Source organism: Marinomonas phaeophyticola (genome assembly GCF_026966905.1).
Taxonomy (GTDB): Bacteria; Pseudomonadota; Gammaproteobacteria; order Pseudomonadales; family Marinomonadaceae; genus Marinomonas; species Marinomonas phaeophyticola.
In genome coordinates this window covers 198,493-214,866 of record NZ_JAPUBN010000019.1, presented here as the reverse complement: position 1 = coordinate 214,866, position 16,374 = coordinate 198,493, and the positions used below count along the sequence as shown (strand labels likewise).

General features: G+C 40.2%; 19 protein-coding genes. 10 read left to right on the top strand and 9 right to left on the bottom strand.

All coding sequences use genetic code 11. From position 1 onward, the window contains the following. Nucleotides 1-3 precede the first annotated feature (3 nt). The 9 genes from O1D97_RS15140 (at nt 4) to O1D97_RS15100 (ending at nt 8,480) form a co-directional block, all read left to right on the top strand. Nucleotides 4-1,020, top strand: a complete 1,017-nt coding sequence (locus O1D97_RS15140) for a LacI family DNA-binding transcriptional regulator (RefSeq protein ID WP_269126924.1) — start codon at nt 4-6, stop codon at nt 1,018-1,020. A gap of 119 nt (nt 1,021-1,139) precedes the next feature. After that, entirely contained in the window at nt 1,140-2,117 is a 978-nt protein-coding gene (locus O1D97_RS15135) for a TRAP transporter substrate-binding protein (RefSeq protein ID WP_269126922.1), read from the top strand. A 77-nt stretch (nt 2,118-2,194) separates the two neighbouring features. Beyond that, entirely contained in the window at nt 2,195-2,683 is a 489-nt protein-coding gene (locus O1D97_RS15130; RefSeq protein ID WP_269126920.1) for a TRAP transporter small permease, read from the top strand. A 1-nt stretch (nt 2,684) separates the two neighbouring features. Next, a complete protein-coding gene (locus O1D97_RS15125; protein WP_269126918.1) occupies nt 2,685-3,956 on the top strand; it encodes a TRAP transporter large permease in 1,272 nt (423 codons plus the stop codon). Between the two features lie 42 nt (nt 3,957-3,998). Then, nucleotides 3,999-5,312, top strand: a complete 1,314-nt coding sequence (gene hisD, locus O1D97_RS15120; protein ID WP_269126916.1) for a histidinol dehydrogenase — start codon at nt 3,999-4,001, stop codon at nt 5,310-5,312. 5 nt (nt 5,313-5,317) lie between these two features. Continuing rightward, nucleotides 5,318-6,082: an SDR family NAD(P)-dependent oxidoreductase gene (locus tag O1D97_RS15115; protein WP_269126914.1), complete on the top strand. Its 765-nt coding sequence runs from the start codon at nt 5,318-5,320 to the stop codon at nt 6,080-6,082. Between the two features lie 22 nt (nt 6,083-6,104). Then, on the top strand, nt 6,105-7,073 hold the full coding sequence (locus O1D97_RS15110; protein WP_269126912.1) for a cupin domain-containing protein: 969 nt from the start codon (nt 6,105-6,107) through the stop codon (nt 7,071-7,073). Continuing rightward, the gene (locus tag O1D97_RS15105) at nt 7,066-7,779 is read left to right on the top strand and encodes an alpha/beta fold hydrolase (RefSeq protein WP_269126910.1); all 714 of its coding nucleotides are present in this window, start codon (nt 7,066-7,068) and stop codon (nt 7,777-7,779) included. The genes O1D97_RS15110 and O1D97_RS15105 overlap by 8 nt, the downstream gene beginning before the upstream one ends. After that, the gene (locus O1D97_RS15100; RefSeq protein WP_269126908.1) at nt 7,776-8,480 is read left to right on the top strand and encodes an RraA family protein; all 705 of its coding nucleotides are present in this window, start codon (nt 7,776-7,778) and stop codon (nt 8,478-8,480) included. The genes O1D97_RS15105 and O1D97_RS15100 overlap by 4 nt, the downstream gene beginning before the upstream one ends. A 65-nt stretch (nt 8,481-8,545) precedes the next feature. On the opposite strand, the gene O1D97_RS15095 is transcribed toward O1D97_RS15100, so the two are convergent. The 4 genes from O1D97_RS15095 to O1D97_RS15080 form a co-directional block, all read right to left on the bottom strand. Further along, nucleotides 8,546-9,124, bottom strand: coding sequence for a DMT family transporter (locus O1D97_RS15095; RefSeq protein ID WP_269126906.1), 579 nt, complete (start codon nt 9,122-9,124; stop codon nt 8,546-8,548). 11 nt (nt 9,125-9,135) lie between these two features. Beyond that, nucleotides 9,136-9,423 (bottom strand): EamA family transporter, encoded by a 288-nt coding sequence (locus O1D97_RS15090; protein WP_269126904.1) that lies wholly within the window; start codon nt 9,421-9,423, stop codon nt 9,136-9,138. A 64-nt stretch (nt 9,424-9,487) separates the two neighbouring features. Beyond that, nucleotides 9,488-10,252, bottom strand: coding sequence for a glutamate racemase (gene murI / locus O1D97_RS15085; RefSeq protein ID WP_269126902.1), 765 nt, complete (start codon nt 10,250-10,252; stop codon nt 9,488-9,490). A 110-nt stretch (nt 10,253-10,362) separates the two neighbouring features. Continuing rightward, nucleotides 10,363-12,009, bottom strand: a complete 1,647-nt coding sequence (locus tag O1D97_RS15080) for an NAD+ synthase (protein WP_269126900.1) — start codon at nt 12,007-12,009, stop codon at nt 10,363-10,365. A 34-nt stretch (nt 12,010-12,043) separates the two neighbouring features. Here O1D97_RS15080 and O1D97_RS19960 point away from each other — a divergent pair, with 34 nt between their 5' ends. Continuing rightward, nucleotides 12,044-12,328 (top strand): PP0621 family protein, encoded by a 285-nt coding sequence (locus tag O1D97_RS19960; protein ID WP_428981132.1) that lies wholly within the window; start codon nt 12,044-12,046, stop codon nt 12,326-12,328. A gap of 105 nt (nt 12,329-12,433) precedes the next feature. On the opposite strand, the gene O1D97_RS15075 is transcribed toward O1D97_RS19960, so the two are convergent. From O1D97_RS15075 to O1D97_RS15055, 5 genes are all read right to left on the bottom strand, one after another. After that, nucleotides 12,434-12,949 (bottom strand): hypothetical protein, encoded by a 516-nt coding sequence (locus O1D97_RS15075; RefSeq protein WP_269126899.1) that lies wholly within the window; start codon nt 12,947-12,949, stop codon nt 12,434-12,436. A gap of 21 nt (nt 12,950-12,970) precedes the next feature. Then, on the bottom strand, nt 12,971-13,891 hold the full coding sequence (locus O1D97_RS15070) for a hypothetical protein (protein ID WP_269126897.1): 921 nt from the start codon (nt 13,889-13,891) through the stop codon (nt 12,971-12,973). Between the two features lie 60 nt (nt 13,892-13,951). Continuing rightward, nucleotides 13,952-14,305 (bottom strand): hypothetical protein, encoded by a 354-nt coding sequence (locus O1D97_RS15065; RefSeq protein ID WP_269126896.1) that lies wholly within the window; start codon nt 14,303-14,305, stop codon nt 13,952-13,954. Next, complete coding sequence (locus O1D97_RS15060; RefSeq protein ID WP_269126895.1) at nt 14,299-14,802, bottom strand: GspH/FimT family pseudopilin; 504 nt, start codon at nt 14,800-14,802, stop codon at nt 14,299-14,301. The genes O1D97_RS15065 and O1D97_RS15060 overlap by 7 nt, the downstream gene beginning before the upstream one ends. 97 nt (nt 14,803-14,899) lie before the next feature. Further along, nucleotides 14,900-16,219, bottom strand: coding sequence for a DUF5610 domain-containing protein (locus O1D97_RS15055; protein ID WP_269126893.1), 1,320 nt, complete (start codon nt 16,217-16,219; stop codon nt 14,900-14,902). Between the last annotated feature and the right edge of the window lie 155 nt (nt 16,220-16,374).

Genomic DNA, 16,374 nt, shown 5'->3' with positions numbered 1-16,374 from the left:
AATATGAACAAAAAACCCAGCTCAGTTGATGTTGCCAAAGCCGCTGGCGTTAGCCAATCCATGGTAAGCAGAGCCTTCACTCCAGGATCGTCAATCAATCCAGAAAAAAGAGAACTTATTTTTTCCAAGGCGAAAGAGCTTGGGTATAGACCCAATATTATGGCTCGTTCCATGATCACTAAAAAAAGCAAAATTATTGGTTTTGTCTTTGGCTATTTAGAAAATCAATATTATCCACTTGCCCTCGAAAAACTTTCCCGCGAATTTCAATCAAAGGGCTACCATAGCCTCATGTTTTTTTCTGACCATCAAAGTTCCGCAGATGAAATCGTACAAGAGTTTTTACAATATCAAATTGATGCAGTCATTTTGGCTTCCGTTTCTTTATCACCTGATTGGATAGAAGCATGCCACTCCCTTTCCGTACCAGTAGTATTGTTTAACCGTGCAATCGAAGCTGATGATGTTACTTCAGTGACTTCAGCAAACTATGAAGGCGGTAAAAAAGTAGCGAATTACCTCGTTAAAACCGGACATAAAAGAATTAGTTACATTTCCGGTTTTGTAGAATCCTCAACCAATAAAGACCGAGAACGAGGGCTGATTGATGGTTTAAAAGAGCATCAAATGACTCTATTTTCGATTGAAAGTGGTAATTACAACCAAAAACAAGCAAGAGAAGCGACTTTGTCGATGTTTACGGCGGATAAAGTAATCACTCCTGACGCTCTTTTTGTTGCCAGTGATCATATGGCTTTTGCCGTAATTGATACACTAAAATACGAGTTAGGATTAAAAGTCCCAGACGATGTTTCTGTCATTGGTTATGATGATGTGCCTTTAGGTTCGGCTCCGTCATATAACCTAACAACGATGAGTCAACCTATAGATGACATGGTTGCTTTAACCGTTAAAGCCGTCTTAAACCGTATAGAACAACCTAACCACCCTCCGGAAAGAATCGAAATTCCGAGTCATTTAGTCCAACGAAAAACGGTCAAAGATCGTAACCATCCCTAGATAATCACACAAGATTTTTCTCTTATTAGAAAATTGAAAAATCGCTTGCATACGTATTCAAAAACATTCAATATACAAACACAGCCTGATAATTAACAATAAAAAGGACGGTAATAAAAATGCAATTTAGAACCTTTTCACTCGTTGCGGCTCTCAGCCTTTCATCAGCCATGATCCATGCTGAGACAACCATTCGAATCGCTCATGCGACACCTGAAACCTCCCCTATTCATAAGTCTCTTGAATATTTCGAAGAAAACTTGGAGAAACGTTCCAATGGTGATTTCGATGTACAAATTTTTTCCGGTGGCCAAATTGGCAGTGTCAACGAAGTTACGGAATTAGTTCAAATAGGCTCTATTCAAATGACTATGGGGGCCTCTGTTTTACTCTCTTCCGTCGTCCCTGAATTTAATGTCTTAGACACCTTTTTCCTTTTCAATGATAAAGAGCAAGCTCGTCGTGTTCTGGATGGAAAAGGCGGAGATATGATTAAAGATGCTATGGAAGATAAAGGGTTTAAAGGAATTGGCTTTTTTGAAAGGGGATTTAGAAATTTTTCCAACAACCGTGCTCCCTTAGACTCTGTTGAGAGTTTCCAAGGTCTACGAATGAGAGCCGCATCTAATCCGACACAAATCGCCGCATGGAAATCAATTGGCGCCGCGCCTATGCCATTAAATTGGGGAGAAATTTATTCCTCATTACAACAGGGCCTAATTGATGGACAAGAAAGCGCATTATCCTCTATTTACATCGAACGCTTTTTTGAAGTTCAAAAATACGTTTCTTTAACTGGTCATACTTACACAACCGAAGTGTGGTTCGCTAATAAAGAGTTCTGGGATAATTTATCACCTAATCAGCAAGCATTATTAAGCGAAGTAGCAAAAGAAACCGTAGAGTTACAGCGTGAATTAACAGTAAAAGAAAACAACGACACATTAGATACCTTAAGAAAGCAAGGCTTGCTGATAAATGAGGTTCCTGTCGATGTCAAGAAAGCGTTAGGAAACACAATTAACACAACCATCAAAGATGACATTATCAAGCGTGTTGGTCAGTCCTTCTACGATGATTTCATGGATCAATTATAACCCACCCTCGCTATTTGTATTTATTCTACGTTTTTGGCAATGGACTCTTGTCCATTGCCATTATGAAGAGGTCTTTTATGAATTTACTACGTAAATTAGATGAGAACTTTGAACCCGCTTTAATCATTGCTTCCGTGTCTTTAATTGTAGTTTTAATTTTCACTAATGTCATTTTACGATTGTTTGATACTACTTTACCTTGGGCAGGAGAGCTTTCCCGCTATTTATTTGTTTGGATGGTTTATCTTGGTATTAGTTATGGAATCAAGAAAAAACGTCATTTAAAGGTATCTGTTTTATTTGATATCTTGCCTAGAAAGGCCAGCTTAGTTGCTCAAATTTTTTCTGACTTGCTCTTCTTAGCTTATTCATTTGTGGTCCTGTATTACGGCTATGTCATCACAGCTAAAGCGATCAGTAGAAATCAAATAGCACCTGCCATGGAAGTCTCAGTGGGGCTTCTGTATGCCGCATTAGTCATTGGCAGTCTACTCAGTATTATTCGTTTATTGATGAGTATCAATGAGCATTGTGGAAACTGGAACACCTCGGAAGAGGCTCAATAATATGACTATATTAATTTTATTTGGCAGCTTTATTCTGTTGATGTTATTGGGTTTACCGATAGGCATTGCACTTGGCTCAGCGAGTATTTTAACCATTTTATCACTGCCCTTCTTGTCCTTAGAGTTTTTTACTTTAGGACTGATTAGCGGTCTCAACTCCTTTACTCTATTAGCGGTTATTTTATTTACCCTCGCAGGAAATTTAATGAGCCAAGGCGGTATTTCAGATCGACTATTAAAAGTAGCTTACGCTTTTTTTGGCAACACAAAAGGCGGACTAGGAACCGTTACTATTATTGCATGCCTGTTCTTTGCGGCTATTTCCGGTACAGGCTCAGCAACTGTGGCCGCCATAGGTTTAGCTATGATTCCAGCAATGGTAAAAAACGGCTATGACAAACCGTATGCAGGGGCAATGGTTGCTACCGCTGGAGGCTTAGGTGTAATGATACCGCCAAGCGTCGTGATGATTGTTTATGCCGTAACAGCCGGAGTTTCCGTAACATCTATGTTTATAGCTGGAATCGTCCCAGGGTTAGTGGTTGCGGCTATTCTCATTATTTATAACTTATTTCAATCAAAGCAATTTGATTCAAAGAAACAACATTTTGACACCTCTTGGGGAGCAAAATTAACAGCTATCAATGATGCTAAATTATCCTTATTAATGCCTATTTTAGTGTTAGGTGGCATTTACAGTGGTGTGGTTACACCAACAGAATCTGCCGCTGTCGCTGCGGTATTTGGCTTTGTTCTGAGCGTCTTTGTTTATAAAGAATTATCTATCAAACGTGTACCGAAAATCATCCTTGAGTCCGCATTACTTGTCTCTTCAGTACTTATAATTGTTGGGGCTTCTGTTGCTTTTGGGCGCATTATGGCGCTCGAAAATGTGCCAACTATCATTGCAAACTTTGTTATAAATTTAACAGAAAATAAAATTCTTATTTTACTAAGCATTAACTTACTGTTACTGATCGTTGGTACTTTTTTAGAAACCTTAGCCGCTATTGTTATCTTAACACCTATCTTATTGCCTGTTGTTGTGCAGCTTAATGTCGATCCAGTTCACTTTGGCATCGTCATGATAGTTAACCTAGCAATTGGTTTTGTTACCCCACCTCTCGGTGCCAATTTATTTATGGCGGCTCAAGTCGGTAATATCAAATATGAACACCTATCAAGGGCGGTTATTCCTTGGATCATAGCCATGCTATTCGCTCTTATGCTGATAACGTTCATCCCAACTATTTCTTTGCTGTTTCTCAGTTAAACAGTGCCACTTAATTTACATTAACAACAAAAGAGGTCCATCATGGCTATCTATTTAAAAACTGGAAAAGAAGAAAGTGTCGTTGCTGAAATGAACGCCCAAGTAAGGGCTATTGTTGAAGCGGCAATCATTGATGTTGAAACTCGTGGCGATGCAGCGGTTCGTGAAATGTCAAATAAGTTCGATAAATGGGATCGTGACAGTTACCAGCTAACACCTGCAGAAATTCAAGCTTGCTTGGATAGCCTAAGCGACCAAGAACTAAAAGACATTGAATTTGCTCAAACACAAGTACGTCGTTTTGCAGAGCATCAAAAAGCGGCTTTACGCGACATTGAAGTAGAGACCTTACCTGGTGTCATCTTAGGACATAAAAACATTCCTGTTAATTCTGTTGGTTGCTATGTTCCTGGTGGCAAATACCCAATGGTAGCTTCTGCACATATGTCCGTCTTAACAGCCAATGTTGCTGGTGTTAAACGCATCGTATCTTGTGCACCACCTTACAAAGGAAAACCTTCAGCCGCTATTGTGGCCGCCCAACATCTAGCTGGAGCGAATGAAATTTATGCGTTAGGTGGTATTCAAGCTGTTGCCGCTATGGCAATTGGTACGCAAACCATCAAACCAGTCGACATGCTAGTAGGTCCAGGCAACGCCTTTGTTGCTGAAGCAAAACGTCAATTATTCGGTCGCGTTGGTATCGATTTATTTGCCGGCCCAACTGAAACGCTCATCATTGCTGACGAGACCGTAGATGGTGAGCTCTGCGCTGTCGACCTGCTTGGTCAAGCAGAACACGGCATCAATTCCCCTGCCATTCTATTAACAAATTCTGAGCAACTAGCAAAAGACACTATGGCAGAAGTTGAACGTCAATTAACCATTCTTCCTACTGCTGATGCAGCTCGTCAAAGCTGGGAAGAGTATGGACAAGTTATCGTTGCGGAAAGTTATGATGAAATGCTGGCTATTGCAGATGACCTTGCGTCTGAACATGTGCAAATCATGACCGACCGAGACGATTGGTTCAAAGATAACTTAACGAATTATGGCGCACTGTTTTTAGGCCCACGCACTAACGTTTCTTTTGGAGATAAATGCATAGGTACTAACCATACTCTTCCAACCAAAAAAGCAGCACGTTTCACAGGGGGATTATGGGTAGGTAAATTCATTAAAACATGTACTTATCAAAAAGTTCTTACTGACGAAGCATCGGCTCATGTAGGCGAACACTGCTCTCGACTATGTGCTTTAGAAGGTTTTTCGGGGCATGGTGAACAAGCTAATATTCGTGTTCGTCGTTACGGTAACCGAACTGTAGCACCCTATAGTGCAGTACAACCTGAGTAATCATTATGATTTTACCTAAAACACCGTCTTTTAACCTCCAGGGTAAGCGAGCCTTGGTTACCGGTGCAGGTAGAGGAATTGGCCTAGCATCCGCTGTCGCATTAGCGGAAGCTGGTGCCCATGTCACCTTGACTGCACGCAGTAAACACGAAATAGAAAATGCAGCCTTAGCCATGAGAGAACAAGGTTGGCTTGCAGACACACACTCTCTGGATGTGACCGATTTAGAGAAAGTGACTAAATTTATCGATGCGACAGACCCGTTCGACATTTTAATATCCAGTGCTGGAGGTGCTCGCCATAGTCCTGCTTTAGAGGTCACCGAAAGCGACTTTGATTTTACTTTCTCACTAAATACCAAATCCGCTTTTTTTGTTACGCAATGCGTCGCAAAAAAACTGATCCAGCATAAACTACCAGGCAGTTTGATCACTATTTCCAGTCAAATGGGGCATGTTGGTGGACCTAACAGGGCTACTTACTGTGCCAGTAAACATGCTGTAGAAGGATTTACAAAGGCCATGGCCAAGGAACTCGGAGCACATAACATCCGAATTAACACGCTTTGCCCAACCTTTATTAAAACGCCTTTAACCGAACCATTTCTTCAAGATTCAGATTTTAAAGCTTACGTAGAAGACATGATTGCATTAAAACGTGTTGGGGAAGTTGAGGACATTATGGGGCCTGCTGTATTTCTTGCATCCGATGCCAGCGCACTGATTACGGGTAGCGCGCTAATGGTTGATGGTGGTTGGACAGCCTATTAAATTACATTCAAGGGTGAATACATTGAATACTCAAACATTACAACAAAGAATAGTACGCTATGGAGAGCTGATTCCGTGTCGAACCGCATTTATCGACACTCACACCCCAGGCTCAGATCAAAAAGAAAACTTTACTATCATTGGTGCAGGGGTATCTGAAAGTCCAGATCAACATGTCCATATCCATGAGACACCTGGTTTTAACATTGGTGCTGCAGGACAGCCACCTAAATGCACCAACTCATTACACACTCACCGCACAGCTGAAGTGTTCTTTGTCCATAAAGGTACCTGGCGTTTTTTCTGGGGTATCGACGGGACCGATGGTGAATTTATTGCGAAAGAAGGCGATCTATTCAATATCCCTACAGGCATTTTTAGAGGGTTTGAAAATGTGGGAGAAGAGTACGGTATGATTATGGCCGTTCTTGGTGGTGATAATGCTGGTGGTGGCGTAATTTGGGCGCCCCACGTTATAAAAACAGCAGAGCAACACGGTTTAATTTTAGCTGAGACGGGCCGTCTTTATGACTCTAAAAAAGGGGAGAAGTTACCTAATGGTATCAAACCAATGCCATTATTAACGCTTGAAGAGTTAGCTCAGTTTCCTGTTTTAAGCGAAAAAGAAGTTATTCCTCACTATGTTGCTCGTTATCTTGATATCAAAGCAACCGGAAATAAAGAAATCGTTCAAGTGTTAGGCGCGCAAGGAATGTTAAAGGATAGGCCTGGGTTTGAAATTGATTTTTTACAAGCAGGCCAAGCAGGTTTAGGAGACTCCTATACAAGTCATCAACATGAAATTTTTATGGTCCATGAAGGCCATTGGAAAATCACAGTGGATAATGAAACAGCCATTCTTGCGCCAGGAGATACCTGTGCTGTACCGCCCAATACAACCAGAAGCATAAAACCTAATGTAAGTGGTGTTACAGGGTTATTTCTGGTTCGCAGTACCGATGATGATGCAGGTTATACCCAAAGTGTCTAATTCTAAATTACCTCTGGTACTGATACCTGGTATGATGTGTGATCAACGCTTGTTCACACATCAACTATCTGCCTTTCAGAATCATCGGGATATTATTATTGCTAGAACGGATGATGGCTCGAGCATGGAATCAATAGCGGAGGCCATTTTTGCTCAAATCCCATGGTCGCGTTTTGCTCTTGCGGGGCTATCCATGGGAGGCATCATTGCCATGGAAATGGCTCGTCAGCATCCTGAGCTTATCGCCGGTTTAGCTCTGATGGACACCAACCCTTGGGCTGAATCTGCAGAAATACAGGCAAATAGAACACCACAAATTGAAATGGCGTTTGAAGGACGGCACTTAGAGGTCATCCAACATCAAATGGCACCAAAATACGGTGGCTCAGACACAGAACAAGAAGCTCAAGTATCACTTGTTTTAGCCATGGCTCGAGATCTAGGACAAGACGTTTTTATTCAACAATCCTTGGCGCTACGTAATCGACAAGACCAATCTGAATCACTAAAAAACTTTACAGGCAAAAGCATCACTTTATGTGGTGAATTTGACCAGCTCTGTCCATTAGATCGGCATCAGGCTATTGCGGCTATGATGCCAAATTGTCAATTACACGTGATCCCTAATGCGGGTCATTTAATTACTTTGCAAGCACCACAAGCAACCAACACCCATCTTGAAAATTGGCTGGAGACTCTTATATGATTTTTGACAAGGCTTACTTCGATGCTCTACGAGCCGTTGATACTCCTTCTATTGCAAATGCCATCGAAGTGGTATTAGGCAAAAGACAAGGCGACGGTTTTACCCGTAAAACAGTTTTAGCCGCGAACCCCTCACTTGCGCCGATTTGCGGCTATGCACGCACTGCGAAAATTAAAGCCGCGGTACCTACTACTGAAAAAACAGAAGTAATTGCGACTCGCCGTATGGCCTATTATGAATATATGGCTAATTCATCAGAGCACAGCATCGCTGTGATAGAAGACTTAGACTACCCTGATTGCGTTGGAGCTTACTGGGGAGAAGTGAATACCGCTGTCCATAAAGGCTTTGGCCTACAAGGAACACTCACCAATGGCGTTATGCGAGATCTAGATGCTATGGCAGAGGGTTATCAAGTTATTGCGGGGGCTATCGGTCCTTCCCACGCGTTTGTGCGAATTAAAGAAATTGATACACCTGTCTCTCTATTTGGATTAACCATCCATCCAGGAGACATGATACATGCCGATAAACACGGTGCCGTTGTTATTCCAAAAGCGGCTCAAGCAGGTCTAGTTGAAGCCATCAAAAAAATGATTGATCGTGAAAAAATTGTACTCGATGCTGCGAAACAACCTGATTTTAGCTTTGAATCATTTAAACAAGCTTGGTCTGAGTTTGAAGCACAAAGAGAGAAATAGCCATTCAATGCTTTCTTATTGCTTTCTCTAATTACGCTACCTTCTTACCTCTGTTAGAGAAAGCATTACTTCTTAATAAACTCCTTAAATTGATGCCATCGGCTGACTAACATGGCTAAAAAGATAAGGCTACACCCTATTATTTGATTGGCCTTCATGACCTCACTAAACCAAAATGTCGCCAATATAGCGGTCCATACCGGTTCCAAATTTAGCAGAATTGCCGCATGACTCACAGGCGTTAAGCTAAGTCCATAAGTTTGGAGAAAAAACCGTAAGCTGGTGGCAATTACAATACTTAATAACAACCATTTAATCGCTTCATTTGATATAGACTCTGGCATAGTCTCAAATATGAAAGACACTAAAAGTAACACGACTCCAGTGACAATAAGCTGAATGGATGTCAGTACCAATACATGAATATTCAATGAAAATCGAGACAATAGATTCATTTGAAGCGCAACACAAAAAGCACTACCAAGAAAGAATAGATGCGATAACTCAAAGTCTAAGCCATTAGCTAATGATAAAAAACCAAGCCCAATAATAGCAACCAAAGACGCATACCAAACACTATTTGAAGGTGAAGCACCAAATAGAAACTTAGCCATAATCGGGGTTAATATTGCTCCGAGACTCATGATAAAAGCTCCTACCCCCAGATTATTACTGTGATCAAGCCCTGAGACCCAAAGCCCCATAGCCACACTCCCAACCCCCCTACCATCATAGCTTTTTTTATATTGGCGAAATTTAGCCCTCGAAAAAACCGTTTTCCCAACATAACTAAAATAATACCAGCAAGTAAAAAGCGTATTCCCATAAAAAGTAAAGGCGGCATTTCTACTATCGACTCTTTTGCAAATATCCAACCAAACGCAGCTAGAATCGTCACTAGAACCAGTACCAGCTCACCTCGTGATTGCGAATGAATACTCAAATAAGACCCCTAATAGCAATTAGTATATGCATATAAAATAGAATGGTTTATGTGAAAAGTAGAGTTAATCAGTCAGGCATTCAACCATTAAGTCGTGCTTATGTTTAAGCTTGGAGGTAGAAAAATAAGACGTTGAAGCTATCTTGGATGGATGCACCATACTGGAATTCAAAGCAAAAGCTAATGCTTTTGCTCTCCTTGCTATCGCTTCACCAGAATCAATGAGTTGTATTGTTTTACCTAGAGCTTGTTGGATTTCAGCCTTTAAAATAGGGAAATGAGTACAGCCTAATACTAAGCAATCAATATCTGGATGGATATTAAGCTTTTGTAGTGCCTGCTTAACCTTTACTGGAGAAACAGAGCCTTGCCAAAATTTTTCTTCAGCTAGATGAACAAGTTCTGTTGATCCATACAAATACACGGGCTTATTTAAGGCGTATTGAGCTATTAAGCCCTGAATATACGAACTACCAACAGTGGCAGGCGTGGCGAGTAAACCCACACTTTTTTGACTGAGTAAGCAGGCAGGCTTAACTGCAGGCACAACACCAATAATAGGAATATTGATGTGCTGTCGAAGTAAATCCAGACCTTGTGTACTGGCCGTATTACACGCTAATACGATTAAATCAATGGATTTTAACTTCTGAATAGCTGCGTTTACTAATACAATAAGCCGTTCATGCAATAAAGGCAGAGATAAATTCCCATACGGCATATAGAGATTATCCATGAAATACGAAAAATGGGCGTATGGTAAATACTGCTTTAAATGCTCTAACACACTCGTCCCACCAATGCCGGAATCAAATACCGCGATTTGCATAATAATTCATCGTCCTAGAATAGTATTCACTCTGTTTTATGATAGTTCGTAAAAGCGCATGCTATCCCCTAAGATATCATGCGCTCTACATTCACAGTGCGATCGTTTCACTATTCGCCAATGTGCCAGCCATTGGTCATTGGATAACGACGATCTCTCCCAAACCCTCGTGCTGTTATTCTAACGCCCGTTGGTGCCTGACGTCGTTTGTATTCATTAATATCCACCAGCCTTAGTACCCTATAAACTGTCTCACGGTCGAACTGCTGACTTTCAATGATGGCTTCTGCACTCAGATCCTGTTCAATATACATTTGTAATATCTGATCTAAAATATCATAGCTTGGTAAAGAATCCTCGTCCTTTTGATCTGGCGCTAATTCTGCAGAGGGTGGCCGCGTAATCACTCGCTCTGGAATGACATAACCTAAAGTATTACGGTAGCGACATAATTTAAAAACTAATGTTTTAAATACATCTTTTAAAACCGAATAGCCACCAACCATATCCCCATACAAGGTGGCATAACCCACTGCCATCTCACTTTTATTGCCCGTAGTGATAACCATGTAGCCCTTTTTATTAGAAATAGCCATTAAGGTTACGCCACGAGTCCGAGCTTGTAAGTTTTCTTCTGTTGTATCTTTTGGATAACCTTCAAATTCCGGTGCGAGAATATCAGTAAACGCTTTCACCATAGACTCAATAGGTAATACGCTGTATTCAACACCAAGTAAATTCGCTTCCTCTTCTGCATCTTCAAGACTCATAGAAGATGTATAGGTATAAGGCATCATTACCGCTTGTACTCGATCGGCACCAATGGCATCCACAGCAACCGCTAACGTAAGTGCAGAATCAATACCGCCACTTAACCCAAGAACAATGCCTTTAAAGCGGTTTTTCTCAATGTAGTCCCTAAGCCCTAAAACCATTGCCTGATACACACTGGCTTCAGTTGAAAGTACTGGTGCAACCTCTCCCTCACAAACCTGCAAGCGTCCAAGTGGTGAATCTAAATCATCATGAATAATAAAATCGGCCATAAATAAGCCGCTTTCATACCAAGGCGCTTGTATCATTTTCTGGCCGCGACCATTGACCACAAAAGATCCGCCTTCATAAACCAATTCGTCCTGAGCACCCATATAGTTCACATAGACAATAGGCAATTGAGTTTCAACCGCTCTTTTATGCAATAACTGTTCACGCTCACCCATTTTTTCAATGTGGAATGGAGAAGCATTCAAGTTTAATACCAGTTCAGCCCCCGCATCTTTTGCCAACTGAATAGGTTCGGGGTGCCAAATGTCTTCACAAATACTCAACCCTACTTTAACGCCATCCATATCAATAACTAATGGATCAGAGCCTTCTACAAAGTAACGTTTATCATCAAACACTTGATAATTCGGAAGCTTTTGCTTGGCGTACTCACCCAATAAGCAGCCGTTATAAATCACGCCTGCGGAATTGAATAATTCACCATTGACTCTACGCGGATAACCGATGACAACATAAATGTCATGAACTGTTGATAGAATTACCTCTAGCGCTTGTTCAATACGTGGCTCTAAACTCGGCCGTAATAACAGATCCTCTGGTGGATAACCGGTTAATGTTAATTCAGGAAATACAATAACTCGAGCTTGGTGCTCTTTCTTTGCAAGCTCCGCTGCGTCTATTATTTTTTGAGTATTACCTTTAATATCGCCAACCAGCATATCAAGCTGGGCCATTGCTACTCTGAATGTCATACGGTTACTATCTCGTTAACTCTGCTAAAATATAATGCTATTGTCGTGGAATTACCCAACTAAGGTAAAGTATATGATTGTCCGTTTTATTGTTTTTATTATTATTTTCTTATTTCTTTGGTGGTTATATCGCAATATCAAAGTTTTTATTGAGCAAAAGTCAAACTCAAAACCAGATACGTCACCGAAAATGCAACAAGAGGATGACATGGTTCAATGCGCCTACTGCAAAATTTATACACCTAAAAACCACGCAATAAAAGGCACCAAAAACCATTTCTTTTGTAGTATAGAACATAAAAACCAACACTTTAAATAAGATAAACAAGCCAATTCATCATCTCAAGATCATTTAAAACCATCCCTTTTACCTCTAGACCAAATGAAATCATTTTAATCTGCTCTAGAGGTAAAGAAAACTTACTCACTGTATATGAATATGGCTCATTAAGTTATATTGATTTGCTCTTTCTTTTAGCCACCAACAATGGATGTTTTTTAGGTTTTGCCCATCAATAAGGTTTTTCGGCAATAAGGAAGAATGCTTGTAAGCACAAGCACGATACCAGACTACTTCATCCGGCGTAGTTGATAAGAAATCAACAGTCTCAAGATTCCAAAATAACTTAACGTCACGATTTATCTGAAACTCATATGGCCAATTTGTATTTTCGTCAATAGGACAAAATCCATTGCAAGAGCTTAAAACAGCCTTGCTCGTATCTATCTGAGACAAAAGCGCTACGCTAAATTGAGTCCAAACGGCATTTTCACCAACCATTGGTGCTTGTAACGCCTGCCATTTTTTTGAATCGGATACTTTTTCATAAAAGATCATCGTCATGCCCGCTATTGAAAAAGACAGCAGCAAAATTGGCAAACTGACAAAACCTCTTTGGCGGACTTCCGACATACTAAACTGATTTAGAGTAATTATCATAACAAGTCTGCAACCTCCTTGTTAAAAAACACTCAAAGGCACAATAAAGTCTGCCACGAATTCACAGCGTCCATTATATATCCATGTATCTCCACGGAAATTTTTATACTTTATTAAGGGCTCATTAGTCTTAGTTTTACAGTTTTCATAAACTACAAGCGATTCAACCCAAATGGCCTTAAGGCTGCTTGCTGTGTATTTTCCATACTCAGTTGACAGCTCATCGAGTCGACCGTCAAAATCAAGGTCCAATAAAGGATAAATCGCTATCTGTTTAATACCACTCCAAAGCTCTAAAGCGTTTCCAGAAGATAACGGCGCTCTCCAAAAAGACATATGTTCTCCCTTTCCTTGTGCTAAATACCAAACAAACTCTTGCTTGCTTAATAAAAGACCACTCGATGACATTGATGTTTGAGCTGCATCAACGGTTTCATTTAATTGAATACTGACCATTGCACCAGATACAGAATCAACCCAACCTGTTCTTGGTGCAAGACAATGAGAAAATACAATCTCCTGTTTTGCCTTCCATTTACAATCAGATGAGAAAGTAAACGTATTCTTATCGATCGTATGAAAATCCAGACATTCACCTAGCAGGCTTGCTTTCATCCAATCACTTTTACCTTGTATGGCTTTATTCCGAACTCGAGAAGGCAAGTTCGCGGCATCCGAATGCCCAATTTCTATAGTAATATCAGAAAGAGAGTTACAACCGAACCAAGCTAGCTTCTCCCATTGAGCCTTTAGATTATCTTTAAATCCTTCAATCCAAGATTGAGCTTGAAACCTTTGTTGTACAATCTCATTATGCTGTTTGGCCTGATGTAAAATAGGCACCATAAAAGTGAGTAGAAGCATAATAATCAGGGTACTAATCATGACTTCCAATAACACCCAGCCAGTTTGAGATGAATTCCTTTTAGACAGTATTCTCATGCTACTCCTTTAGCGTGACTGCATTACACTTACTAAACTTAAATAGGGATAGAGATAACGCTATAAAAAACGACTTTTAAACCATGCTTCTAAATTCGAGCCATAACAATGCTTGCAGGTAGGCTTTTTAACCACCCCCTGTGAAGGGTGGCTTTTAAGAATGCGAGTATTGGACTCCGAATCAAGCTCTAATAGCCAATTAGGGTCATATAACATGAATCTCATCATGTCTAATTCAGCCGCCATTTGCCTCCTTTCATTAACTTGTTGCTCACTTTTAATCGCTTCCCATTGTGATTTAATTTGTGTTTGGGAAATCATTAAAACAACGCCTAAAAAGAGACAACTACCCATTACTTCAAGCAATACCCAGCCTCGGCTACCGACATAAAATATACAAGTTTTTTTCAACATAATACCGCTTCCCCTGCTTTTTGCTCATCCTCAAAAACCGGAGAGGAATAAAAGCGTCCACTTTGATTCAAACGGATATAGCAATAACGTCCTGACTGGCAAATATAAAAAGTTCCATTTTGATAACTTGACAAACCATTGGGTAAAAATGTGATGTCAGTTTTATGAACCGGAAAACCTTTCCAGACGATAGACACATCCATATCAAACAAATGAGAATCTAGTAAAGTATTACTGACATAAATAGCAACACCTTCTGACCAATCACCATCACACCCATGGCCGCCACATAACTGCACTTCTTTTTGAGTGTTTACCGCAAGCTGTCTTGCACGAATAAGCCACAAACTTAGGCTTTGCTGAGTTTGATACAAGACATTTTGATTATTTTGAGCAGGAAACATATTTCGGTAGGTCGAGACAAAACGACTTATCGTTAAAACCACCGCAATGACGATCAATATTTCAATTAAAGAAAAACCAAGTGTTTTATTCATAAAGAAACATCCTTGTCTCTCACATAAAAATCATTCAATTATCAACAAAAATAGCTCAAAGTCCTATTAACTATTTTTATTGCCTATCACTATGATATTAACTATTTATCTTGTTCTCAGGAGTACCATTATCTGTCACGTTTTCCGAAGCCGTGCTTGAATCGTTTATATCACTATTTTTAGATAACGCATTTGAGAACAGTCTATTTGTAAAGTCAAAAAATTCGGCCATATACTCCTTCTTATCTTCTAACTCAGAACGCATCTCAAAAATTCTAGCTAATGTTTTACTGGCTACTTCTCTCATATTTTCAAATTGAGCCGTTATTTTTTCAGAAATCTCACTCAACTGTTGATTATATTCTGCCAACGGTTTAACGACGGATTGACCCAAGCTATCCAATGCATTTCCTTGCGTTCGACCATATGCAGCGGCCGCCGAAGATTGACGCATTGATTCGGAGTAATTTAATTCCATAGCAAAACCTGAAAGTTCATTGGAGTTATAACCTAACTTCAACCCTTGTTCAAAGGCTGACGCCATATCGCCACTAAAAAAAGTATCAGCGACATCAGCAAGGTCGGTTACTAAAGATTGAATGGCTTCTCTTTCTGCGTCATCAAGCTCACCACTCAAAGAATATTCAAAGGCAAATTCACTTTGACTACTTGTGTAACGTGATACGTTACTTGCACTTCCGGACTCATTCTGGGCCGTCGCAGCTGACACCTGACTTTGATAGGCTTGTAAAGCGGATAACGACAAACTTACTTTGTCTCCATCACGTGTTTCAATCTGAATTTCTGTTGAACTTGTCTGCCGATACTGAGTTTCTGAAGCGATTACGGCTCCACTAGAGGTAGAGTCGATCTCTTGTAAAGGCTCAGGTTCAAAAAAACGATTTGAAAGAGTCTCAAATCCTTTAGTAATCTGAGCTTGAGTCGATTCAATATTGTTATGCACGTCATCGGTTAACCAGTTTAGACCAGACAACTTCTCTGTTGCATCTTCAATGCCTTGGGTAACCGCTGACTGAGCGGATTCAAATACTGTTTTTAATCTCTCTTCACTTGCGCCACCCTCACGTAATTTATCCATGTAGTTACCAACAAAACCAATAATACGTCGACTCACTGCTTCCGGTGAAAAATCATTTTTTGACGCTTGATTCTTACTGGCTTCACTGGTTTTTTCGGTTGTTGCAATACTCTCAGAAGTAGACGAGCGTGAAACATAAGAAAATAGACGTTCTTGAACAACGCCCATAACACGAGCCCCTTGATTTGCTGGATCGTATTTATCAGAAGAGCGAAACGCTTGATTAACAGGTGACTGAATTTCCCTTTCTTTTCTTTGAAAGTCACTTTGTAGATACGATTTCGTTAAATCACTAGCTGTTTTAAAAAAGTCAGACATACCTGCCGCCTTGCTGAGAGCCCTATAAAATTCAGTACTGCATGATCAGTTATCGACCAAAAAAGAACAAACTTTAATCAAGTTTAAACTTTTTTTACACTTTTATACTAAGGAAAAATAAAAGCGATAAAAAACAATCCTCTTGCACTGAGTTT